This window comes from Actinomycetospora aeridis (assembly GCF_037400275.1).
Lineage (GTDB): Bacteria > Actinomycetota > Actinomycetes > Mycobacteriales > Pseudonocardiaceae > Actinomycetospora > Actinomycetospora aeridis.
On the sequence record NZ_JBBEGL010000001.1, the window covers coordinates 1,068,885 to 1,092,184 of the forward strand.

Here is a 23,300-nt window from a genome sequence, read left to right on the forward strand (position 1 = left end):
GCGGCACCGAGAGGAGCCGCGACGGGCGCCGGGGCCCGGTCCTGAGGGACCCGCGGGCCGCAAGCGAGGAGGCGTCCGGGAGGGCCCGGACGCCGGATCGTGGCACCAGACACCGGAGGCCAGGGGGAGTCATGGCAGGAGGAGAGATGGAGAGCGTGACCACCGTCCCGCCCGAGGAGGGCCTGTTCGAGCGCACCGCCGCGCTCACCGAGGAGCTCTCCGCGCTCCGCGGCTGGAGCGAGGAGAACCGGCGCCTGCACGACGACGCCGTCGACGCCCTGACCCGCGAGGGCGTCCTGCACATGCGCCGCCCGGCCCGCCTCGGCGGCTACGAGTCCTCGACCCGCACGATGATCGAGGTGCTCTCGACCCTCGCGAGCGCCGACGGCTCGGTCGCGTGGAACGCCTCGGCGTGGACGATCGGCGCCTGGATGGTCGGGATGTTCCCCGACCACGTCCAGGACGAGGTCTTCGCCGACGACCGGTCCCGCGTGTGCGTCGTGCTCAGCCCGACCGCGACCGCGACCGAGACCGAGGACGGCCTCGTCGTCGACGGCCGCTGGTCGTTCCTCAGCGGCGCCCTGCACAGCACCTGGCAGGTCGTCCTGACGATGGCCCCCGCCCCGGACGGCACCCAGTGGCCCGTCGCGGGCCTCGTCCCGATCTCCGACCTCGAGATCGTCGACGACTGGCACACCACCGGCCTGGTCGGCACCGGCAGCGTCACCTCGGTCGCCCGCGGCGTCCACGTGCCGTGGGAGCGGACCCTGCCGATGGCCGCGATCATGGGCAACCAGTACCGCTCGGAGGCCAACCGGGACTCCGCGCTGTTCAACCAGCCCATGCTGGCCACCGGCGCGTCCGGGTTCATCGGCGTGGTCCTCGGGCTCGCGCGGGCCGCGCAGGCGGACTTCTTCGCCCGGCTGCCCGGTCGCAAGATCACCTTCACGGACTACACCGCGCAGGCCGAGGCCCCGATCACGCACTTCCAGGTGGCCGAGGCGCTGCTCAAGCTCGACGAGGCCGAGTACCACGGCTACAAGATGGCCGACATGCTCGAGGGCAAGGGCGCCGCGGGCGAGCCCTGGAAGCTCGAGGACCGGGTGCGCTACCGCGCCTCGTTCGGGCGGATGGCCCAGCTGGCCAAGGAGTCCGTGGACATCCTCGCCGACGCGAGCGGCGGGTCGTCGATCTACTCGACCGTCGCCATCCAGCGCATCCAGCGCGACGTGACCGCGCTGAGCAAGCACGCCCTCATGCACCCGAACACCAACTTCGAGCTGTTCGGCCGGGTCATGTGCGGGCTCGAAGCCAACACGATGTACCTCTGAGCTGGAGGAACCGGAATGACCACGAACGACTCCGTCGTCCTCGGCCGGCCCTCGCCGGCCCGCATGTACGACTACTTCCTGCACGGCTCCAGCAACTACCCGGAGGACCGGGCCGCGGGCGACGCCGTCATGGCCAAGGTCGGCAGCGAGCTGACCCGGGACGTCGTCTGGGAGAACCGGGCGTTCCTGGGCCGGGCCGTGCAGTACCTGGCCGAGCGCGGCGTCCGCCAGTTCGTCGACCTCGGCGCGGGCCTGCCGAGCATGGAGAACACCCACCAGGTCGCCGCGCGCCACTGCGAGCGGCCGCGGGTGCTGTACGTCGACAACGACCCGGCCGTGGAGGCCCACGGCGCCGACATCCTGCTCGGTGACGACTCGGCCGAGACCCGCATCGTCATCGAGGACGTGCGCGACCCCGAGGCCGTGCTGCGCCACCCGCGCACCCGGGAGCTCATCGACTTCGACGAGCCGGTGGGCCTGCTGATGGTGGCGGTGCTGCACTTCTGCACCGACGCCGACGACCCGCAGGGGATCGTCGACCGCTACCGGGCCGCGCTGCCCGACGGGTCCTACCTCGCGCTGTCCCACCTCACCGTCGACCCCGCGCGCACCCGCGAGCAGGCCGACATGGAGGACAGCTACGACCAGGCCACCGCGCCGATGATCTTCCGTGAGCCCGCCGCGATCGAGGGCCTGTTCACCGGTCTCGACGTCGTCGCGCCCGGCATCGTCCCGGTGGGCCGCTGGCACGCCGACGGCGAGTACGGCGAGACCGTCGGGCGCATGCTCGGCGGTGTGGCCCGGAAGGCCCGCTGATGTCGGGCTGGGGAGACGCCACGGCCGTGCTCGAACGGCACGGCGTGGTCGAGGACCCGGCGTACTACCGGGAGTTCACGGCCCCGGACCAGAAGGCCGTGCTCACCATCGCCCAGCGCATCCAGGACGCGTGGGCGCGCAACGACGCCGACCGCTTCGCCGACGTCTTCGCGCCCGAGGGCAGCCTCGCCCTCGGGGAGAACGAGCTGTTCGGCCGGGAGGCCGTCCGCGACTTCATGCGGACCGGCTTCGCCGGCCCGCTCGCGGGCGCGTCCGTCGCCGGCGGCCCGCTGACCTGCGACCTCGTCACCGACGACGTCGCGGTGTCGGTCACCGAGGGCGGGATCGTCATGCCCGGCGAGTCCGCGGTCGCCCCCGAGCGGCGCATCCGCGCCACGTGGGTGGTCCGCCGTCGCGCGCCCGGCGAGCTCGAGCTCCTGTCACACCACAGCTGCCCGGCCGTCCGCTAGCACGTCCGCCGGCCCGGCAGCGGCCGCAGCCGAGGAGACGATCCGCGGCCCGCACCACCCCGACGATGGACGAGGTCCCGGCCCCCGCTCCGGGACCCGACCCGGTCAACCGAGGAGGACACATGTCGACACCGACCGCCGAGCGGCAGGACCTGGCCGACCGTCTCGCCGACTACTACGGCGAGTTCACCAGCGACAGGGAGAAGGAGGTCCTCGGCGTGCCGCTGCGCCTCGTCGAGGCGTGGTCGCGCAACGACGGCTACGGCGTGGCCGACGTGTTCACCGAGGACGGCATCCTCGTCCTGCCCGGCGACGTGCTCAAGCGCGGCCGCAGCGAGATCGGCGCCTTCATGGCGGCCGCCTACGCCGGCCCGTTCAAGGGCACGGGCGTCACCGGCACGCCGGTCGACGTCCGCTTCGCGACCGACGACTGCGCCCTCCTGCGCACCCACGGCGGCATCCTCGCCCCCGGCGAGACCGAGATCGCGCCCGAGCTCGCGGTGCGCTCGACCTGGGTGGTCGTCAAGCGCGAGGGCGAGTGGCAGCTCGCCGCCTACCAGAACAGCCCGCGCGGTGGCGGCGCCACCCTGCGCTGGTGACCGGCCCGACCGCCACGACCCCCCGAGGAGGACCCGCGATGACCACTTCGGCTTCGACCCTGGTCGACCAGGCCAAGCACTGGGCCGACCGCTACTCCGGCTACACCACCGGTGACGAGGGCGCCGCGCTGACCGTGCCGCTGCGTGCCCGTGTCGCGTGGGACGAGGGCGACGCGGACGCGTTCGCCGACCTGTTCACCGACGACGGCAGCATGCTGATCGCCGACGACCAGCTCCGCGGGCGCGACCAGATCCGCGCCTACGCCGCCGAGCAGTTCGCCGGCGACCTCGCCGGCACGGTGCTCGTCGAGGAGCCCACCGAGATCCGCACGGTCGCCGAGGGCGTCACCGTCGCGATCACGACGGGCGGGGTCACCCGCCCGGGCGTCGAGCTCACCGACGGCGAGAAGGTCCGCGCGTCGTACGTGCTCGTGCGCCGCGACGGCGTCTGGAAGCTGCTGTCGCACCAGACCAGCCCCATCCAGGGCTGAGACCCAGGGCTGAGACACGGCCCGCCGTCCGCGGTCCCCGACCGGGGCCGCGGACGGCGGCCTTCCCCCCGGACCCCTGTCGACCTACGGGAGCGCGAGGACCATGGACGGAGAACGGATCGCGATCGTCGGGATGGGCCTGCGCTACCCCGACGCGTCGTCGCCCGCGGAGTACTGGGAGAACGTCCTCGCCGGGCGGCGCGCGTTCCGCCGGCTGCCCGACGAGCGGATGAACGCGGAGGACTACTACTCCTCCGACCCGTCGGCACCGGACCGCTTCTACGCGTCCCAGGCGGCCGTCCTGCGCGACTACGAGTTCGACCGGGTCGGGCACAAGGTCGCCGGCTCGACGTACCGCACGACCGACACGACCCACTGGCTCGCGCTCGACGTCGCGGGCCGCGCCCTCGCCGACGCCGGCTTCACCGACGGCGACGGCCTGCCGCGGGCCCGCACCGGCGTGGTCCTGGGCAACAGCCTCACCGGCGAGTTCACGCGCGCCAACGTCATGCGCCTGCGCTGGCCCTACGTGCGGCGCACGGTCGCGGCCGCCCTCACCGACAAGGGCTGGGCGACCGAGGAGACCGCGGCCTTCCTCGCCGACCTCGAGCGGCAGTACAAGTCGCCGTTCCCCGAGATCGACGAGGACACCCTGGCCGGCGGGCTCGCGAACACCATCGCCGGGCGCATCTGCAACGTCTTCGACCTCGGGGGCGGCGGCTTCACCGTCGACGGCGCCTGCTCGTCGTCGCTGCTCTCGGTCTCGTCGGCCGCGACCCAGCTCGCCGACGGCGGCCTCGACGTCGCCCTCGCCGGCGGCGTCGACCTCTCCATCGACCCGTTCGAGGTCATCGGCTTCGCCAAGACCGGCGCCCTCGCGACGGGGGAGATGAAGGTCTACGACGCGGGCTCCAACGGCTTCTGGCCCGGCGAGGGCTGCGGCGTGCTCGTGCTCATGCGCGAGTCCGACGCCGTCGCCGCCGGCAAGCGGATCTACGCCTCCATCTCCGGCTGGGGCGTGTCCTCCGACGGCAAGGGCGGCATCACCCGCCCCGAGGCGCACGGCCACGTGGCCGCCATCGAGCGCGCGTACGCCCGCGCCGGGTGGACGCCCGCGGACGTCGCCTACTTCGAGGGCCACGGCACCGGCACCGAGCTCGGCGACGCGACCGAGATCGAGGCCATCTCGACCGCCCGGCGCGACGCCGACCGGTCCGCCGTGCCCGCGGCCCTCGGCACCGTCAAGGGCAACATCGGCCACACGAAGGCCGCGGCGGGGGTCGCCGGCCTGATCAAGGCGGCCCTCGCCGTCCACCACCAGGTCATCCCGCCGGCCACGGGCCACCGCGAGCCGCACGCCCTGCTCACCGCGGACGACGCGGTGCTGCAGGTGCCGAGCGCCGCGACCCCGTGGCCGGCGGGAGCCCCGCGGCGCGCCGGTGTCTCGGCGATGGGCTTCGGCGGCGTGAACAGCCACATCGCCCTCGGCGAGGCCCCGGGGACCGACCGTCGTGACGCGCTCGACGAGCGCACCCACGAGATCGTCGCGGGACGTCAGGACGCCGAGCTCCTGCTGCTCGACGCCCCCGACGCCGCGTCGCTCGCCGCGCGCCTCGAGGACCTCACGACGGTCGTCGCCAAGCTCTCGCTCGCCGAGCTGGCCGACCTGGCCGGCGCCCTCGCGGGCGAGCTGACCGGTGACCCGGTCCGGCTCGCCGTCGTCGCCCGCACGCCGGACGAGGCCGTCCGGAAGCTCACCCGTGCCGGCGAGCTGGTCGCCGACGGCGCCGTCGGCGGCGTGGTCGACGCGGACGGCATCTCGCTCTCGACGGCCCCGCACGCCCCGCGCATCGGTTTCCTCTTCCCCGGGCAGGGCTCGGGGTCGGGCGCGGGCGACGCCGCCCTGCCGCGCCGGTTCCCGGCCGCGGCGGAGGTGCTGCGCGGGCTGCCGACCGGTGGCGACCAGGTCGCCACCGAGGTCGCGCAGCCGCGGATCGTCGCCGGCTCGCTGGCCGCCCTGCGCGTGCTGGGCGACCTGGGCGTCACGGCGGACACGACGACCGGGCACAGCCTCGGCGAGCTCACCGCCCTGCACTGGGCCGGCGCGCTGTCCGAGGCCGAGGTCCTGCGCCTCGCGGGCGTCCGCGGCCGGGTGATGGCGGCGGCGAGCGAGGGCGACGGGACGATGCTCGGCCTCGAGACCGGCGAGCAGACCGCCGAGGCCCTCTGCGTCGGCACCGACGCGGTCGTCGCCGGGCTCAACGCCCCGCAGCAGACCGTCGTGTCGGGCCCGCGCCCGTCCGTCGAGGCCGTCGCGGAGAAGGCCCGGCGCGCCGGGCTGACCGCCACGCCGCTGCCGGTGTCGCACGCCTTCCACTCGCCCGGCGTCGCGCCGGCGGCCGCCGCCATGGCCGACGAGCTGCGGGCGACCGCGTTCGACGTCCCGGTCCGTCCGGTGGTCTCCACCGTGACCGGCGCGCCCCTCGACCCCGGCACCGACCTCCCGATCCTGCTCTCGGAGCAGATCGTCGCCCCCGTCCGCTTCACCGCGGCCGCGGAGACCGTCGCGCAGGACTCCGACCTGCTCGTCGAGGTCGGACCGGGCCGGGTGCTGACCGGCCTCGCCGCCCAGGTCGCCCCCTCCACGCCCGCGCTCGCGATCGACACCGACCAGCCCTCGCTCGCCGGCCTCCTGCGTGTCGTCGGCGCCGCGTTCGCGCTGGGCGCGCCGGTGGACACCGGCGCGCTGTTCGCCGGCCGCGTCCTGCGCCCGCTCCCGCTCGACGGGTCGATGACCTTCCTCGCCAACCCGTGCGAGTCGGCGCCCGCCCTCGGCGAGGGCATGGACGTCGGCCCGGCGCCCGCGGCGGCGGAGACCGCCGCGGAGACCTCCGCCGAGGCCTCGACCGAGCAGGGCACGCTCGAGCTGCTCTGCCGCCTGGCCGCCGAGCGGGTCGAGCTGCCGGCCGAGGCCGTGCACGCCGACACCCACCCGCTCGACGACCTGCACCTGTCGTCGATCACCGTCGGCCAGCTGGTCAACGAGGTCTGCCGCGCCCTGGGCCGGCCGCCGCTCGAGGGCATGCCGAACCTCGGCACGGCGGCGCTCGGCGAGATCGCCGAGATGATCGACGAGCTGGCCGCGACCGCCCGGCCCGTGGAGAACCCCGCGGAGCCCGCCGGCATCGGGGACTGGGTGCGGCCGTTCGAGGTCGCCCACGTCGAGGCGCCCCACCCCTTCCACGTGCGCTGGAGCCCGGGCGTCACGGCCGACTGGAGCGTCCACGCCCCGGCCGGCCACGTCCTGGCCGAGCCGGTCCGCGAGGCGCTCGCCGGCGCCGGGCTCGGCGACGGTGTGCTGCTCTGCCTGCCCGCCGACGGCGGCCCCGAGCTGCCCGAGCTCGCCCTCGACGCGGCCAAGGACGCGCTCGCGCGCCCCAACGGGACGCGGTTCGTCGTCGTCCAGCAGGGCCTGGGCGCCGCGGGGCTCGCCCGCACCCTGCGCCTCGAGGACCCCTCGACGCGCGTGACGGTCGTCGACCTGGCCGACGTCGAGCCCGCCGCCGCCTCCCGGACGGCCGCGGTCGACGTCGTGCTCGCCGAGACCGCCGCCACGACCGGGTACTCCGAGGTCCGCCACGACGCCGAGGGCACCCGCACCGTCCCGCGCCTGCGCGTCGTCGACCCCCGGGCGGGGACGTCCCCGCTGGGTCCCGACGACGTCCTGCTGGTCACCGGCGGCGGCAAGGGCATCACCGCCGAGAGCGCGCTCGCCCTCGCGGGCGACTCCGGCGCGGCGCTCGGCCTGCTCGGCCGCAGCGCCCCGGACGCCGATCCGGAGCTGGCCGAGAACCTCGAGCGGATGGCCGCGGCCGGGGTCCGGGTGACCTACGCGCAGGCCGACGTCACCGACGCCGACGCCGTGGCGCGTGCCGTCGCGACCGTCGAGGGCGAGCAGGGCCCGGTCACCGCGGTGCTGCACGGGGCCGGGCGCAACGAGCCCGGCGCCCTGCTCAACCTGACCGCCGACCAGTTCCGCGCCACCCTCGCTCCCAAGATCGACGGACTGCGCGCCGTGCTCGGTGCGGTCGACGGCGACCGCGTGCGGCTGCTGATCACGTTCGGCAGCATCATCGGGCGCGCGGGCCTGCGCGGCGAGGGGCACTACGCCACCGCCAACGACCAGATGACCGAGCTGACCCGCCGGTTCGCCGACGAGCACCCCGGTGCCCGGGCGATCGCCTGCGAGTGGTCGGTGTGGTCCGGCGCGGGGATGGGGGAGAAGCTCGGCGTCGTCGAGGCCCTCCAGCGCGACGGGATCACCCCGATCCCCGCCGACGTGGGCATCGACCTGCTGCGCCGCGTCGTCGCGGACACCACGACGCCCGGCACGCTCGTCATCTCCGGGCGCACCGGCGGGCTCGAGACGCTGCCGGTGGAGCGCGAGGAGCTGCCGCTGCGCCGCTTCCTCGACCGCCCGCTCGTGCACTACCCCGGCATCGAGATCGTCGCCGACGCCGAGCTCTCCGAGGGCAGCGACCCGTACCTGACCGACCACGCCCTCGACGGCGACCTGCTGCTGCCGGCGGTCGTCGGGATGGAGGCGATGACCCAGGTCGCCGGCGCGGTCGTCGGCCGCGACGACGTCCCGACGATGAGCGGGATGGAGTTCCTGCGGCCCGTCGTGGTCGCGCCCGGCGGCTCGGGCACCCTGCGTGTGGCGGCGCTCGCCCGGGACGCGCACACCGTCGACGTGGCGGTGCGCAGTGCCGACACCGGCTTCGCCGCGGACCACTTCCGGGCCCGGCTGCACTTCGGGGCCGAGCCCGCGGTGGACGGGGGAGCCACCCTCCCGGACCTCCCGCTCGTGCCGCTCGACCCGGGTCGCGAGCTCTACGGCGGCGTCCTGTTCCAGGGCAAGCGCTTCCAGCGCCTCACCGGCTACCGCCGCGCCGCCGCGCGCCACGCGGTCGCCGAGGTGGGTGTGGGATCCGACCCGGTCTGGTTCGCGCCCTACCTGCCCCAGGAGCGGCTGCTCGCCGACCCCGGGGCCCGCGACACGGTGATGCACGCCCTGCAGTGCTGCGTCCCCGACGCCACGCTGCTGCCGCAGTCGGTGGAGCGCCTGCACCTCGCCGACCCGCGGGTCGACGCGTGCGACCACCTCGTCATCGACGCCCGCGAGCGGGGGCAGGACGGCGACAGCTACACCTACGACATCGACGTCCGCGACCCCGAGGGCGCGCTCGTCGAGCGGTGGGAGGGCCTGGTCCTGCGGGCCGTCCGCCACCGCGACGGGTCCGGGCCGTGGCCCGCGCCGCTGCTCGCCTCCCTGGTCGAGCGCGGCCTGGAGCGGGAGCTCGGCGGCACCCGCGCGGTCGCGGTCGAGCCCGACGCCGACGACTGCGACGGGTCCCTGGCCTGCCGCCGGGCCGCGACGACCCTCGCGGTGTCCCGCGCCCTCGGCACGCCGACGACGGTCGCGCACCGCCCCGACGGCCGCCCGGAGATCCCGGGCTCGCCGCGGACGGTGACCGCGTCGCACGGCGCGGGCCTCACGCTGGCGGCCGTCGGCGACGGTGTCGTCGCCTGCGACGTCGAGGCGGGCCTCGGCGGGCCGGGTGCCGGCTGGGCCGACCTGCTCGGCACGGCGCTCACCGCCGTCGCCGACCTCGCGGCCGCCGAGGCGGGGGAGCCGGGCGACGTCGCCCGCACCCGCGTCTGGACGGCGCTGGAGTGCGTGCGCAAGACCGGCTCGATGTCGTCCGCGATCACGCTCGAGCGGGCCCGGGACGGCTGGGTCACGTTCACCGCCGGCGAGCACCGCATCGCCACGTGGGTCACGCGCACCACCGACCACGACGGACCGGTCGTGCTGGCCGGTCTGGGCACCACCGCGCCCGAGCCCGAGAAGGAGGAGGACCGATGAGCGGCTACTACGAGATCCGGCACACCGTCGGCTTCGAGGAGACGAACCTCGTCGGGAACGTCTACTACGTCAACTACCTGCGCTGGCAGGGCCGGTGCCGGGAGATGTTCCTCAAGGAGCAGGCGCCCGCGGTGCTCGCCGAGGTCCGCGACGACCTCAAGCTGTTCACGCTGAAGGTCGACTGCGAGTTCTTCTCCGAGATCACCGCGTTCGACGAGCTGTCGATCCGGATGCGCCTGGAGGAGCTCACGTCCACCCAGGTCCAGTTCGCCTTCGACTACGTGCGGGTGACCGACGGCGACGAGACGCTCGTGGCCCGCGGCCGCCAGCGGGTGGCGTGCATGCGCGGACCGAACACGAACACGGTCCCGACGCGGGTGCCCGCGGCGCTGCGCGAGGCGCTGGCGCCCTACTCGGCCGTCCCGGTGGGTGTCTGAGATGCGCCCCACCGGACCCACGGGCCTCACCGACCCCGAGGAGATCGCCCGCAGCCTGCGCGCGGTCATGGGTTCCTTCGCCACCGGCGTCACCGTGCTGACCACCCCCGGCCCGGACGGCCACGGCATGACGGCGAACGCCGTGACCTCGGTGTCGCTCGACCCGCCGCTGGTGCTCGCCTGCGTCGCCCGGACCTCCCGCATCCACGCCGCCATCGAGCGCTCCGGAGCGCTGGGGGTCTCGGTGCTCGGCGGCGACCAGGTCGCCGCGGCGCACTGGTTCGCCGACAAGGGGCGGCCGTCGGGCGCCCGCCAGTTCGACGCCGTCGACCACGCGCTCGGCGCCCACACCGCGGCGCCCCTGATCACGGGCGCGCTCGGCTGGCTGGAGTGCCGGGTCGTCACCACCCACGACGGCGGCGACCACGCGATCGTCGTCGGCGAGGTGCTCGCCGCCGACACCGGCGCCGACGACGCCGATCCGGCCCTCCTGTTCCACCGCGGCCGCTTCGGCCGCCAGGACCCGCCGGCCCCGCTCCTGCGGGCCGCCTGACCCACCCCAGATCCATCCCCGGCAGAGGAGACGACGATGACCGACATCCCCGAGCCGCACCGCGCGCTCGCCGTGCTGCGGGCCGACTCCGAGGCGATCGAGACGATGGTCGCCGGGCTCACCGACGAGCAGTGGCAGCAGGAGACCCCCGCGACCGGCTGGACGATCGCCGACCAGGTCGCCCACCTCGCGTTCGTGTTCTCGCTGGCCGCGACGGCCGCCGCCGAGCCCGAGCAGTTCCGGGCGATCGCGGGCGGCGTGCAGGGCTTCGGCGAGTTCGACGCCGCGGTCAACGCCGCCCTCGAGCCCTACCGTGCCCTGCCGCCCGCCGAGGTCCTCGCCGCGTTCCGCGCCGAGCGCGACCGCAGTCTCACCGCGCTCGCCGCGATCCCGGCCGACGGCACCGTGCCGTGGTTCGTCAACCCGCTGCCCCCGGTCGTCCTCGCGAGCGCGGGGATGTTGGAGTGCTTCGCCCACGGGCAGGACATCGCCGACACCCTCGGCGTCGAGCGGACCCACGACGACCGCGTGCAGTACCTGACGACGTTCGTCGCCCACACGCGGGACTTCGGCTTCGCCGCCCACGGCGAGACGCCCCCGGCCGAGCCCTTCCGGTTCGAGCTGACGCTGCCGAGCGGGCGCGTGTGGACGTTCGGCCCGGAGGACGCGGCCGAGCGCGTCACCGGCGCCGCCGTCGACACCGTCCTGCTGGCGGCCCGCCGCCGCCACGCCGACGACCTGACCGTGACCGGCACGGGCGGGGCCGCGCAGCGCTGGCTCGAGGTCGCCCAGGCCTACCGCGGCCCGGCCGGCGAGGGCCGCCGGCCGCGGACGATCGCGGGGCCCCGCACCGTGGTGGTCCGCTACGAGGTCACCCCGGAGACCGCCGAGGCGAACCAGCAGGCGGTCGAGAAGGTGCTGGCGGAGCTGGCCGAGACCGAGCCGGCCGGGCTGGCCTACGCCGTCCACCGCCTCGCCGACGGCGTCACCTTCGTGCACGTCGCCGAGTTCGCGGGCGAGGACAACCCCCTGACCGGCATCGGGGCCTTCGCCGAGTTCCAGCAGGGCCTGCCGGACCGCCTGGTGGGCCCGCCGGCCGCGGGACCCGCGACCACCCTCGGTGTGTACCGATCCCCGGCCAAGATGTGACGCCCTCACTTCCGACCGGGGTGACGGGTGCGACACCGTCATCGCTACGCCGTTCGGGGGGAGGCATCGCCCTCTCCGGCCGGTACGGAACGACCGACACCAGTCGAGAGACGAGAGGACTGCCGACATGGCGGAGCGCACCGAGCACAGGATCGGCACCCGTGAGCAGTGGCGCGCCGAGCGCATCGCGCTGCTCGAGGCCGAGAAGGAGCTGACCCGGCGTGCCGACGAGCTGGCCGGGCGGCGCGCGAACCTGCCCTGGGTCCCGGTGGAGAAGGACTACGCGTTCGAGACCCAGGACGGCCCGGCGGGCCTGGGCGACCTGTTCGCGGGCCGCAGCCAGCTCATCGTCTACCACATGATGAACACCAGCTGCCCCTCGTGCGCGTCGCTGATCGACTCCCTCGACGGCGTCGCGGACCACCTGCTGGGCCACGACGTCGGGGTCTCGGTGGTCTGCCGCAGCCCGCTCGAGGACATCGTCGCCCACGCGAAGCGCCAGGGCTGGACGCTCCCCGTGGCGTCCTCGCAGGGCAGCGACTTCAACGCCGACCACGACGTGTTCTACGACGCGGCCGCCCTCGAGGCGGGCGCCGAGCACAACTACCGCGAGCTGCCGATCGGCCCCGAGTACGCGCCCATCGACGCGCCGGGCATGAGCGTCTTCGCCCGCGAGGGCGACGCGATCTACCACACCTACTCGGCCTACAACCGCGGGCTCGACGTGCTCAACGGCGCGCTGCAGTGGCTCGACCGCGCCCCGCTCGGGCGCAACGAGGCCGACGGCCCGGGCTGGATCCAGCTGCGCACCGAGTACCCCCACGTCCGCGAGGGCTGACCGCCCTCGCCAGCCGAAAGGAGGGCGGCCATGTCCGTCACCCCTGAGCGGACCACGCTCTGCCAGACCTGCGAGGACGTCGAGGTCACCGAGTTCCTGTCGCTCGGCATGCAGCCGGCCTTCGCCTTCCCGGCGGATGCGCAGGAGGCGGCGACCGAGCCGATGTGGCCGCTCGACCTCGGGGTCTGCACGCAGTGCAGCCTCGTGCAGGCCATGGAGCCGGTCAGCGAGCGGATCCTGTTCAACGGCGACGACTACCACCACCTCGCCGGCCTGACCGCGGGCTACCGCGGCCACCTGCGGGGGCTCGCCGACGAGCTGGCCGCCCTCCACGGTGCGGGGGAGCGCCGGGGCTCGGTCGTCGAGATCGGCAGCAACGACGGGTCCCTGCTCGACGAGCTGGCCGAGCGCCGGTTCGACGTGCTGGGCGTCGACCCGTGCGGGTCGGAGTCGGCCGCCGGCTCCCCGGTGGTGCGCGACTACTTCTCGTCGCAGGTCGGCAAGGAGGTGCTCGCCACCTACGGGCCGGCGGACGTCGTGGTGACGCTCAACGCGTTCGCCCACGTCACCGACCTGCACGACGTGCTGAAGGGCGTCACCGCGGTCCTCGACGACGAGGGGATGTTCGTCTCCGAGTCGCACTACCTGGTGCCGCTGCTCGAGGGTGTGCAGTACGACTTCGCCTACCACGAGCACTCCCGGTACTACTCGGTGACGGCCCTGCAGGCGGTGTTCGCCATGCACGGGCTCGAGGTGTTCCGCGTCGACGAGGTCGACACCCACGGCGGGTCGATCCGGGTCTTCGCCGGCTACCCGGGCGTGCACGGGATCGAGGACTCGGTCGGCGAGCTGCGCCGCGTCGAGGACGCCCTGGACCTCACCGACCTGGCCGTCTACGAGGAGTTCGCCCGCCGGGTGGCGCGCCAGCGGGAGGACCTGCGCGCGCTCCTGCGGGAGCTCACCGCCGACGGGTCCCGGGTGGCCGGTGCCTCCGCGCCGGGGCGCGCGATCACCGTGCTCAACTACTGCGACCTGGGGCCCGACGACCTCGAGTACATCGGGGAGATCAGCCCGCGCAAGATCGGCCGGCTGCTGCCGGGCACCCACATCCCGGTGGTCGACCAGAAGGCCGTGCTCGGCGGGCCCGACCAGCCGGAGTACGCGCTGCTGCTCTCGTGGCACATCGCCGACGAGGTCATCGACCGCCTGCGCTCCGAGGGGTTCCGGGGCACCTTCGTCGTCCCGCTCCCCGAGCCGCGGGTCGTCGACGACGCGTGACGCCGACCGAGGGAGTGTTCTCGTGACCGGACCGACCGACGACACCGTCGGACGGCGGGCGGACGGGCGGACGTGGGCGGGCCTCGGGGTGCTCGCCCTCGTCCCCCTCCTCCTGTCGCTCGACGTCAGCGTGCTCTTCCTCGCCCTGCCGAGGCTGAGCGCGGACCTGCAACCGAGCAGCGTGGAGCTGCTCTGGATCGGCGACGTCTACCCGTTCCTGCTCGCCGGTTCGCTCGTGACCATGGGGTCACTGGGCGACCGGTTCGGCCGGCGCCGGCTCGTCCTGATCGGTGCGGCGCTGTTCGGCCTGGCGTCCGTCGTCGCGGCGTACTCGGCGGGACCGTGGATGCTCATCGTCACCCGCGGCGCCCTCGGGGTGGCGGGCGCGATGATGCTGCCGAACGCCCTGGCGCTGGTGACGACCATGTTCACCGACGCGAAGCAGCGATCCCTCGCGATCGGTGTGTACATCAGCTGCTTCATGGGCGGTACGGCGATCGGCCCCGCCGTCGGGGGGCTGCTGCTCGACCACTTCTGGTGGGGCTCCGCGTTCCTCCTCGGCGCCCCGGTGATGGCGGCACTGCTGCTCGTGGGCCCCTTCACCATCCCCGAGCTGCGGGAGCGGCAGACCGCGACGCTCGACGTCGTGAGCATCGTGCTCTCACTGGTCGCGATGCTGGCCCTGGCGCACGGGCTCAAGGACGTCGCCAGGAACGGGACCACCACGGAGAACGTGGCGGCCCTGACCGTCGGGCTCGTCCTGGGCGTGCTGTTCGTCCGCCGGCAGTTCGGGCTGCGCGTGCCGCTGCTGGACCTGCGCCTGTTCGGCAACCGGGCCTTCACCACCGGGGTGCTGTTCATGCTGTTCGGCTCGGTGGTCATGGCCGGCACGTTGCTGCTCTCGAGCCAGTACCTGCAGCAGGTGCTCGGGCTCTCGCCGGGTGCCGCCGGACTGTGGTCGGTGCCCGCGGCGAGCGGTCTCGTGCTCGCGTCGCTGGCGGCACCGATCATCACCCGGCGGTTCCGCGCGCCGTACGTGATGGCCACGGGCGTCGGCGTCGCCGTCATCGGTTTCCTCGTGCTCAGCCGGATCGGCGACGGGGGCGACCTCGCCCAGCTCGTGCTCGGGCTGGTGCTGGTCCAGACCGGCGTCGGGGTGTGCGGCCCGCTCGGCACCGATTTCGTCGTCAACGCGGCCCCCGAGGAGAGCACCGGGGCGGCGAGCGCCCTGAGCCAGACGGGCGTGGAGCTGGGCAGCGCCCTGGGGATCGCCGGCCTGGGCACGGCGGGGTCGGTGGTCTACGGGGCGACGATGGCCGGCTCGCCCGTGCCCGCGGCGCGGGAGACCCTGCCCGGGGCGCTCGACGCCGCGGGCCGGCTGGACCCGGCCGCGGCGGCGGAGCTGATGGCGCAGGCGCGGGCGGCGTTCACGTCCGGCCTGGCGACGGCGGCGGCGATCAGCGCGGGCATCACCGCCCTGCTCGTCGCGGCCGCGCTGTCCCTGGCCCGCCGGCCCGATCCCGGGACCGGCACCGGGACCGGCACCGACACTGGCCCCACGGCCACGGACGAGGACCGGGAGCTCGCCGGACAGCACCGGTAGTCCCCCCGCACGGCATCGACCCCGCCACCGGCCCCGGTGGCGGGGTCGACGTGCGTGTGCGGTCGACGACGTCGGAGCTGTTCGGGCCGACCGGGCCAGCAATCGGGAGGACGTGGCCCGGCGCGCCCGCGACCGACGATCGGACGCGGACCGTCCGTGCCACGAGGGCACGGCGTCGGAGAGGAGCAGTCGATGCGCGTCGCTTTCGTCATCTGGCCGGCACCGGCACACCTGTACCCGCTGGTCCCGCTGGCGTGGGCCCTCCGCGCCGCGGGCCACGAGGTCGTCGTGGCCTCCCACCCCGCGATCGCGGCCGAGACGGCGTCGGCGGGCCTGACGCCCGTGTCGGTGTGCGACGCCGACGCCATGCCGGGGCTCGTGGGTCCCGGCGGCGCCTACCCCGCCGAGCGGGCCGACCTCGACCGCCTCACCGACGAGCTCGGGCTCACCCCCGACGACCCCGACCGTGAGCACTGGGACGTGCTCACGCAGTACTACATCCCCTCGATGTGGGACTTCGTGCCCTACCGGGGCCGCCCCGACCAGGAGATGCCCGCCATGGACGGGCTGGTCTCCTTCGCGCGGACGTGGGAGCCGGACCTGGTGCTCTGGGACCCGACGGTGCCCGGCGCGGCCGTGGCGGCCCGGGTCAGCGGGGCCGCCCACGCGCGCTGGTGGACCGCGCCGGACGTGTTCGGCAAGGGCCTGGACCTCCTCGAGGCCCGCAACGAGGGGTCCGACGACCCGGTCGACGACCCGCTGGTCGAGACCGTCCGCCCCCTCGCCGAGCGCTACGGCGTCACGGTCGACCGCGAGCTGCTGCTCGGGCAGTGGACGGTCAACCCGCAGCCCCCCGCCGTCGGTCCGGAGGTGAGCGCTCCGACGCTGCCCGTGCGCTGGATCCCGCACTCCCGCCAGGACGCCATGCCCGACTGGCTCTACCCGGTGCCGGACCGCCCGCGCGTCGCGATCTCGCTCGGCCTCTCGGAGCGCTCCTTCATGGAGGGTGGCTGGGACCACGTCCCGGCGCTGTTCGAGGCCCTCTCCGACCTCGACGTCGAGGTGGTGGCGACGCTCAACGCGCTCCAGCTCTCCGCCGTCGACAAGATCCCCGACAACGTCCGGGTCGTCGAGTTCGTGGCCCTGGGGCAGCTGATGCCGACGTGCGACCTGCTCATCCACCACGGCGGGATGGGCACGGTCATGCCGGCGATCGCGAACGGCGTGCGCCAGATCGTCGTCGACTTCGCCGACCACAAGATCACTACGACCGAGCTGCTGGGGGAGCGGGTCGACCGCTCGCGCTACAGCCTGGGGCCGGCCCTCGCTCGGTACGCCACCGACTCCGGCGCCGGTCTCGTGATGAACGTGAGCCGCCCCGACGCCTTCACGATGCGCGAGACGATCCAGCGCGTGCTCACCGAGCCCTCGTTCCAGCGGGGGACCGACCGGCTGCGCAGCGACCTGCTCGCCACGCCGGCCCCCGCCGAGGTCGTCCCGATCCTGGAGCGGCTGACCGCCGAGCACCGCGGTCGCTGACCGCCGACCCGCGTGCCCCCGACGCCGCCGCCCGCCGGACACCCCGGCGGGCGGCGGCGTCGCTCGTCCGGGGGCGCGTCCCGGCAGACGGTGGGCACGGCAATCGAGGAGACGGCACGCGGTCGCGGGTCGGCGACGATTCTCGTCATGGACTCCTTCCGCATCGACGTCCCGCAGCACGACCTCGAGGACCTGCGCCGTCGCCTGGACGCGACCCGGTGGCCCGCCGACGGCCCCGGTGAGGACTGGGAGCGCGGCGTGCCCGTGCGGTACCTGCGCGACCTGGCCGAGTACTGGGGCACCCGCTTCGACTGGCGCGCCGCCGAGCGCGAGCTCAACGCCGTCCCGCAGTTCACGACCGAGATCGACGGGGCCACGGTCCACTTCGTGCACGCCCGCTCGCCCGAGCCGGGCGCCCGCCCGCTGCTGCTGACCCACAGCTGGCCGGGGTCGGTCGTCGAGTTCCTCGACGTCATCGGCCCGCTCACCGACCCCCGCAGCCACGGTGGCGACCCCGCCGACGCCTTCCACGTCGTCGCGCCGTCGATCCCCGGGCACGGCTTCTCCGGGCCGCCGGCCGGGCCGGGCTGGGGTGTGGAGAAGGTCGCGGCGGCCTGGGCCGAGCTGATGGCCGGCCTCGGCTACGACGGCTACTTCACCGGCGGCGGGGACTGGGGCTCGCTGATCTCGCTGCAGCTCGGCCGCATCGACGCCGAGCACGTCCTCGGCGCCCACGTGTCGATGGTGCTCACCACGCCCAGCGGCGACCCCGCGGAGCTCGCCGGTCTCGACGCCACCGACGGTGCCCGCCTGGCCGCGTTCGGCCACTTCGACGCCGTGGGCTCCGGGTACATGAAGATTCAGTCGACGCGTCCCGACACCGTGTCCTTCGGGCTCGCCGACTCCCCGACCGGTCAGCTCGCCTGGGTCGTCGAGAAGTTCCAGGAGTGGAACACCTCGGCGAAGGTCCCCGAGGACGTCGTCACCCGCGACCGCCTGCTCACCAACGCCTCGATCTACTGGCTGACGGCGACCGGCGGCTCCGCGGCGCAGATGTACTACGAGTCGGCGGCACACCTCGGCGCCCTCTTCACCCCGGGGGTCGAGCTCCCGCCGGTCGAGGTGCCGATCGCCGTCGCGGCGTTCGGGGAGGACCCGGCGGCGCCCATCCGCGCGTTCGCCGAGCGTGACCACCCGACGATCGTGCGCTGGACCGAGATCGAGCGCGGCGGCCACTTCGGTGCCCTCGAGCGTCCCGACGACTTCGTCGCCGACGTGCGGGCCTTCGCCCGGCAGGTGTGCGGGTCATGACCACCCTGGCGCCGGCACCGGACCGGCCGGCGCCGCGGCCCGGGCCCGCCGGGGACGCCGCCACCCCGTGGTGGCGGCGTCCCTGGGTGCTGCCGCTGACCGCGCTCGTGGCCGCCGCGCTGGTCTTCATGTGGGCGTCGTACATCACCCTCGACGCCAGGACGGCGACCGTCGAGCTGCCGCCCGAGTACCCCGGCAAGTACCAGATCGTCCTGGCCCACATCGTGTTCGGCACGGTGGCCCTGGTCGCCGTCGTGCTCCAGGTGTGGCCGTGGCTGCGGCGGCGCCACCCGCGGGTGCACCGCTGGGTCGGCCGGGTCTACGTCGTCGGGGGCGTCGCGCCGAGCGCGGCCCTCGCCGCGGTGCTGCTGCCGATGATCGCGGGCTCGCACTGGCTGGCCTGGGCATCCCGGGTCACCCTCGAGGTGCTCTGGGTCGCCACCACCGCCGTCGGCGCGATCTCGGCGCGACGGCGCCGCTGGACGCTGCACCGCTGGGCCATGCTCTCGAGCTTCGCGCTGACCATGGACGCCTTCTCCACCCGCTTCCTCCAGGTCGCGCTGATGCCGCTCTACCCCGACGTGATCGACGAGGGCGCCTTCCTGCTCCTCGTGGGCTGGGGCGGCTGGGTGGCCAACCTCCTGCTCGTCCAGGCCTGGTTGCTGCGCAGCATGCGGCGGTCGCGCCGGGACCGCACACGGGGAGACGTCCTCGCGGCGTGACCGGACCACGGTGGGACCCGTCGGCTCGTCCGCACGGGCGACCCACACCCGAGCACTCGCTCGCATCTCGCTCTCGCACATCGCACTCGACAGGAGGGAAGGCGCCATGACCGCCACCGTGCAGGCCGACGTCGACTCCGGGACGAGGGACGTGCCGTCGACGCTGCGGTCGTTGACGGGGCTGCGGTTCATCGCGGCCTTCGCCGTCTTCCTCTTCCACACCGGGCTGAGCATGAACCCGATGAACCTCACGGGCCCGGCCGTGAGCCCGTTCGCCGACGACACCGTCGCGCACTGGTACGAGCTGATCTTCAGCAACGCCGGCTTCGTCGGGGTCTCGATCTTCTTCGTGCTCAGCGGCTTCGTCATCTCGTGGTCGGCGCGGCCCGGACACTCGGCGGGCGGCTTCATCCGTCGGCGTCTAATGAAGGTCTTCCCCAACCACGTGGTGATGTGGGCGGTCGTCCTGCTGCTCTTCGCCTCGCAGCGGGCGGACTGGGCGGTGTGGCTGCCCAACCTGTTCCTCGTCCACGCGTGGATCCCCGACCTCACCATCGCGCTCGGCGTGAACATGCCGGCCTGGTCGCTCGGCAGCGAGCTGCTGTTCTACCTGCTCTTCCCGCTGCTGATCGGGCCGATCTCGCGGCTGCGCGGCAACCGGCTGTGGGTCTGGGCGGGCGTGATGGTCGCCGGCCTCGTCCTCTACAAGATCGCTGCGATGACGGTCGTCCCGGACGGGGGCGACGGCGTGGCCGTCGAGCCGGACCTGCGCTACTGGTTCGGCTACATCTTCCCGGTCGGCCGCCTGTTCGAGTTCGGGCTGGGCGCGCTCCTCGCCCGCGTCGTCCTCTCGGGGATGCGGCTCCCGCTGCGCCCCCTGTCCGCCGCGCTGCTGTCGGTCGTCGCCTACGTCGCGACCCTCTTCGTCCCGGCGCAGTTCGCCCTCAACCTCGTCACCGTCGTGCCGGTCGCGCTGCTGGTCGCCGCCCTCGCCGCGGCGGACGTGCAGGGGACGCGGACCGGGCTCGCGAACCCGCTGTTCGTGTGGTTCGGCAAGGTGTCCTTCGGCTTCTACCTCGTCCAGGTCGTGACGATCTTCTACCTCCGTGACGTGACCGGCGCGCCGCAGTTCTCCACCCCGGTGGCGGTCCTGGTCCTGATCGGCCTGTTCGCCACGAGCCTCCTGGGCGGCTGGCTGCTCCACCGGTTCGTGGAGATGCCGATGATGCGGCGCTGGGCCGGACGCCGGGCCCCGTCGGCCGATCCCACCCCCGACCGCGAGCGCGTCGGCGCCGCCTGAGCGCCGCCGCCACGCCACCGAGGAGACCGACGAGATGAGCACCATCGACCTCAACGACGTCGACGGTTTCTGGGCCGCACCGATCGAGGACCGGCACGCCGCGTTCGACACGCTGCGCGAGGCGCCCGGACTGCCGTTCTTCCCCGAGCCCGACCTGGGCTGGGCCCCGCGCGGGCCCGGCTACTACGCGCTGACGCGGATGGACGACGTGCTCCGGGTCAGCCGCGACACCCGGCGCTTCCTGTCGAGCAAGGGCGTGGGGAGCCCGGTGGACCTGCCGCCCGAGCTGGCGGAGTTCCACGAGTCGATGATCACGATGGACGACCCGCGCCACGGGCGGCTGCGGCGCATCGTCGCCAAGGCGTTCACGCCCCGGTCGCTGTCGGCGGTCATGGACAACGTCACCCAGGTCGCCGTCGACATCGTCGACGACGTCGTCGAGCGCGGCGAGTGCGACGCGGTCGCCGACATCTCGGCGAGGCTCCCGCTCCGCGTCATCTGCGACATGACCGGTGTCCCGGCGAGCCAGCACGGGTTCGTGTTCGAGCAGACCAACATGCTGCTCGGCATCCAGGACCCGGAGTTCGCCGCGGAGCACGGCGACCCGCTGCGCATCATGTTCGAGGCCAGCCAGGCCCTGGCCGACCTCGCGCACGAGCTGGCCGCCCACCGTGCCGAGCACCCCGCCGACGACCTCATCTCGCGGCTGGTGGCGGCCGAGATCGACGGCGAGGCCCTCACCCCGGCCGAGGTGGCGGAGTTCTTCATCCTGCTGGTCAGCGCAGGCAACGAGACCACCCGCAACGCGATCAGCTGGGGGATCGAGCTCCTCACGCGGTACCCCGAGCAGCGCGCGACCTGGCTCGACGACCTCGACGGGGTCACCCCGACGGCGGTCGAGGAGATCGTGCGCTGGGCCTCGCCGGTGATGTTCCAGCGACGGACCGTCGCCGAGGACGCCGAGCCGATCGAGCTCTCCGGGCAGGAGCTGGGGCCCGGCGACAAGGTCCTGCTGTACTACTGGGCCGCCAACCGCGACCCCCGCCACTTCGACGACCCCGCGCGCTTCGACGTGCGGCGCTCGCCCAACCCCCACGTGGGCTACGGCGGACCCGGCCCGCACTTCTGCCTGGGCGCGCACCTGGCCCGCCGGGAGATGACGGTCATCTTCCGCGAGCTGCTGGAGCGGGTCCCGGACCTGGAGATCACCGGGGAGCCGGTGCGGCTGAAGTCGGCGCTGGTGAACGGCACGAAGAGCCTCCCGGCGAGCTTCACACCCGGCGAGCGCTCCGACCGTCGGACCGGTGCCCGGAGAGCGGCATGACGGCGCTCGAGGTGTACGCCTGGGCGACCGGCGGCGCGGAGAAGGACGCCGTCGACGCGCTCGCCGGCGAGTTCGCCCGCACCGTCCCCGGCCGCCAGGTCGTCAACCCGGTGCTCGCCGGAGGGCCCGATCCGGAGGGTGACCTGCGGTCACGGTTGCGGGCCGGCGACCCGCCGGACAGCTTCCAGGTGCACCCGGGGGCCGAGGCGCAGAACCTCGTCGCGTCGGGGGCGCTCGTCGCCCTCGACGAGTGCTTCGCGCGGTGGGGCCTCGACGACGTCCTCCCCGCCGGCCTGCGCGACGGGCTCGCCGTCGGCGGCGCGGTCCACGCCGTCCCCGCCGGGCTCCACCGGCTGCTGCTGTGGAGCAACGACGGGGTCCTGGCTCGGGCCGGGCTCACCGCCCGTCCCGCGGACGTCGACGACCTCGTCCGGCAGCTGGAGGTGCTGCGGGCCTCCGGCGTCCGATACCCGCTCGCGCTCGGCCCCGACTGGACGCAGCTCGAGCTGCTCGAGGCCGTCCTGCTCGCCCGGCTGGGTCCCGACCGGTTCGCCGCGCTGTGGACCGCGGGGGCCGACTGGTCGGGCGACGACGTCGCCGACGCCCTCGCCGCCTACGGCCGCCTGCTGCCCTACGCGAACCCGGACCGCGACGGCCTGTCGTTCCCCGACGCCGCCGCCCGGGTGCGCACCGGCGCGGCCGGCTACCTGTTCACGGGCGACTGGGTGCGGGCGCTGTGGGCGGGCGACCGCTCGTGGAGCTGGTCCGGGCGCCCGTTCCCCGGGACCGCGGGGACCTTCCAGTGGCTCGGGGACGCGTTCGTGCTGCCCGAGAACGCGCCCGACGTCGACGGCGCGCTCGCCTGGCTGGCCACCGTCGCCGGCGCCCCGGGCCAGCAGGCCTTCAACACCCGCAAGGGATCGATCCCGGTCCGCGCCGACGCCGACCGGGCCGACCACTCCCCGTACCTCCGGGCGGCCATGGCGGACCTCGAGCACCTCCAGCTCGTCCCGTCGTGCACGCACGGCTCGGCCGCCGGCCGCGCCGTGACGTCCGCCGCCCTCACCGCCGTGGGCGCGTTCTCCTCGACGGGCGACGTCGGGGACCTGCGGAGCGCCCTCGCGGCCACCACCGACGAGCCACGCCGAGAAAGGGTATGAATCCGATGATCCTCACCGAGCCGACGTCGTCGCAGCGCACCCCGGGTCGTGCCGCCGCCGTCACCGCGCGGGTCTGCACGGGCCTGGTCACCGTGTTCCTGCTCTTCGTGGCGTTCGCCAAGCTGACGGCGATGCCGATGATGGTCGACACCACGGTCCACAAGATGGGCTTCCCGCCCGAGAGCATGCCGGTCACCGGGGCCGTCCTGGTGATCTCCCTGGTGCTCTACCTGTGGCGGCGCACCGAGATCCTCGGCGCGATCCTGCTGACCGCCGTCGTGGGCGGTGCCGTCGCCGTGCACATGCGCATCTCCGCGCCCCTGGTTCCCGACTTCGCCGTCGTCGTCGGCTTCGGCGCGCTGGTCTGGCTCCCGCTCTACCTGCGCAACGACCTGGTCCGGCGGATGGTGCACGCCGGTCGGTGAGCGCCACCCCTCCCACCGTCCCCGA

The 23,300-nt window shown here is 74.4% G+C and carries 19 protein-coding genes; all 19 read left to right on the forward strand.

Annotated elements, in window-relative coordinates:
- Nucleotides 1-146 precede the first annotated feature (146 nt).
- Nucleotides 147-1,331 (forward strand): acyl-CoA dehydrogenase family protein, encoded by a 1,185-nt coding sequence (locus WCD41_RS05005; protein ID WP_337712259.1) that lies wholly within the window; start codon nt 147-149, stop codon nt 1,329-1,331.
- A gap of 15 nt (nt 1,332-1,346) precedes the next feature.
- Nucleotides 1,347-2,147, forward strand: coding sequence for an SAM-dependent methyltransferase (locus tag WCD41_RS05010; protein ID WP_337712260.1), 801 nt, complete (start codon nt 1,347-1,349; stop codon nt 2,145-2,147).
- Nucleotides 2,147-2,617 carry an SgcJ/EcaC family oxidoreductase gene (locus tag WCD41_RS05015; protein ID WP_337712261.1) on the forward strand — a complete coding sequence of 157 codons (471 nt, stop codon included), beginning with the start codon at nt 2,147-2,149 and terminating at the stop codon, nt 2,615-2,617. The genes WCD41_RS05010 and WCD41_RS05015 overlap by 1 nt, the downstream gene beginning before the upstream one ends.
- A 122-nt stretch (nt 2,618-2,739) precedes the next feature.
- Nucleotides 2,740-3,216 carry an SgcJ/EcaC family oxidoreductase gene (locus WCD41_RS05020; protein ID WP_337712262.1) on the forward strand — a complete coding sequence of 159 codons (477 nt, stop codon included), beginning with the start codon at nt 2,740-2,742 and terminating at the stop codon, nt 3,214-3,216.
- A gap of 38 nt (nt 3,217-3,254) precedes the next feature.
- A complete protein-coding gene (locus tag WCD41_RS05025; protein WP_337712263.1) occupies nt 3,255-3,707 on the forward strand; it encodes an SgcJ/EcaC family oxidoreductase in 453 nt (150 codons plus the stop codon).
- 103 nt (nt 3,708-3,810) lie between these two features.
- Complete coding sequence (locus WCD41_RS05030) at nt 3,811-9,636, forward strand: type I polyketide synthase (protein ID WP_337712264.1); 5,826 nt, start codon at nt 3,811-3,813, stop codon at nt 9,634-9,636.
- Complete coding sequence (locus tag WCD41_RS05035) at nt 9,633-10,073, forward strand: acyl-CoA thioesterase (RefSeq protein ID WP_337712265.1); 441 nt, start codon at nt 9,633-9,635, stop codon at nt 10,071-10,073. Before WCD41_RS05030 ends, WCD41_RS05035 begins: the two co-directional genes overlap by 4 nt.
- Nucleotide 10,074: 1 nt before the next feature.
- Nucleotides 10,075-10,626 (forward strand): flavin reductase family protein, encoded by a 552-nt coding sequence (locus WCD41_RS05040; RefSeq protein ID WP_337712266.1) that lies wholly within the window; start codon nt 10,075-10,077, stop codon nt 10,624-10,626.
- A gap of 36 nt (nt 10,627-10,662) precedes the next feature.
- Nucleotides 10,663-11,775 carry a TIGR03084 family metal-binding protein gene (locus tag WCD41_RS05045; protein WP_337712267.1) on the forward strand — a complete coding sequence of 371 codons (1,113 nt, stop codon included), beginning with the start codon at nt 10,663-10,665 and terminating at the stop codon, nt 11,773-11,775.
- Between the two features lie 127 nt (nt 11,776-11,902).
- Nucleotides 11,903-12,613 (forward strand): DUF899 domain-containing protein, encoded by a 711-nt coding sequence (locus tag WCD41_RS05050; protein WP_337712268.1) that lies wholly within the window; start codon nt 11,903-11,905, stop codon nt 12,611-12,613.
- A 30-nt stretch (nt 12,614-12,643) separates the two neighbouring features.
- Nucleotides 12,644-13,891, forward strand: coding sequence for a class I SAM-dependent methyltransferase (locus WCD41_RS05055; RefSeq protein ID WP_337712269.1), 1,248 nt, complete (start codon nt 12,644-12,646; stop codon nt 13,889-13,891).
- A 22-nt stretch (nt 13,892-13,913) separates the two neighbouring features.
- Entirely contained in the window at nt 13,914-15,494 is a 1,581-nt protein-coding gene (locus tag WCD41_RS05060) for an MFS transporter (RefSeq protein ID WP_337712270.1), read from the forward strand.
- 192 nt (nt 15,495-15,686) lie between these two features.
- Nucleotides 15,687-17,033 carry a nucleotide disphospho-sugar-binding domain-containing protein gene (locus WCD41_RS05065; protein ID WP_337712271.1) on the forward strand — a complete coding sequence of 449 codons (1,347 nt, stop codon included), beginning with the start codon at nt 15,687-15,689 and terminating at the stop codon, nt 17,031-17,033.
- Between the two features lie 147 nt (nt 17,034-17,180).
- On the forward strand, nt 17,181-18,344 hold the full coding sequence (locus tag WCD41_RS05070) for an epoxide hydrolase family protein (protein ID WP_337712272.1): 1,164 nt from the start codon (nt 17,181-17,183) through the stop codon (nt 18,342-18,344).
- The gene (locus WCD41_RS05075; protein ID WP_337712273.1) at nt 18,341-19,066 is read left to right on the forward strand and encodes a DUF2306 domain-containing protein; all 726 of its coding nucleotides are present in this window, start codon (nt 18,341-18,343) and stop codon (nt 19,064-19,066) included. The genes WCD41_RS05070 and WCD41_RS05075 overlap by 4 nt, the downstream gene beginning before the upstream one ends.
- A gap of 106 nt (nt 19,067-19,172) precedes the next feature.
- Nucleotides 19,173-20,366: an acyltransferase family protein gene (locus WCD41_RS05080; RefSeq protein WP_337712274.1), complete on the forward strand. Its 1,194-nt coding sequence runs from the start codon at nt 19,173-19,175 to the stop codon at nt 20,364-20,366.
- Nucleotides 20,367-20,400: 34 nt separating this feature from the next.
- On the forward strand, nt 20,401-21,690 hold the full coding sequence (locus WCD41_RS05085) for a cytochrome P450 (RefSeq protein WP_337712275.1): 1,290 nt from the start codon (nt 20,401-20,403) through the stop codon (nt 21,688-21,690).
- A complete protein-coding gene (locus tag WCD41_RS05090; RefSeq protein ID WP_337712276.1) occupies nt 21,687-22,850 on the forward strand; it encodes an ABC transporter substrate-binding protein in 1,164 nt (387 codons plus the stop codon). Before WCD41_RS05085 ends, WCD41_RS05090 begins: the two co-directional genes overlap by 4 nt.
- A gap of 5 nt (nt 22,851-22,855) precedes the next feature.
- Nucleotides 22,856-23,275: a DoxX family protein gene (locus WCD41_RS05095; RefSeq protein ID WP_337712277.1), complete on the forward strand. Its 420-nt coding sequence runs from the start codon at nt 22,856-22,858 to the stop codon at nt 23,273-23,275.
- The last annotated feature ends 25 nt before the right edge of the window (nt 23,276-23,300 follow it).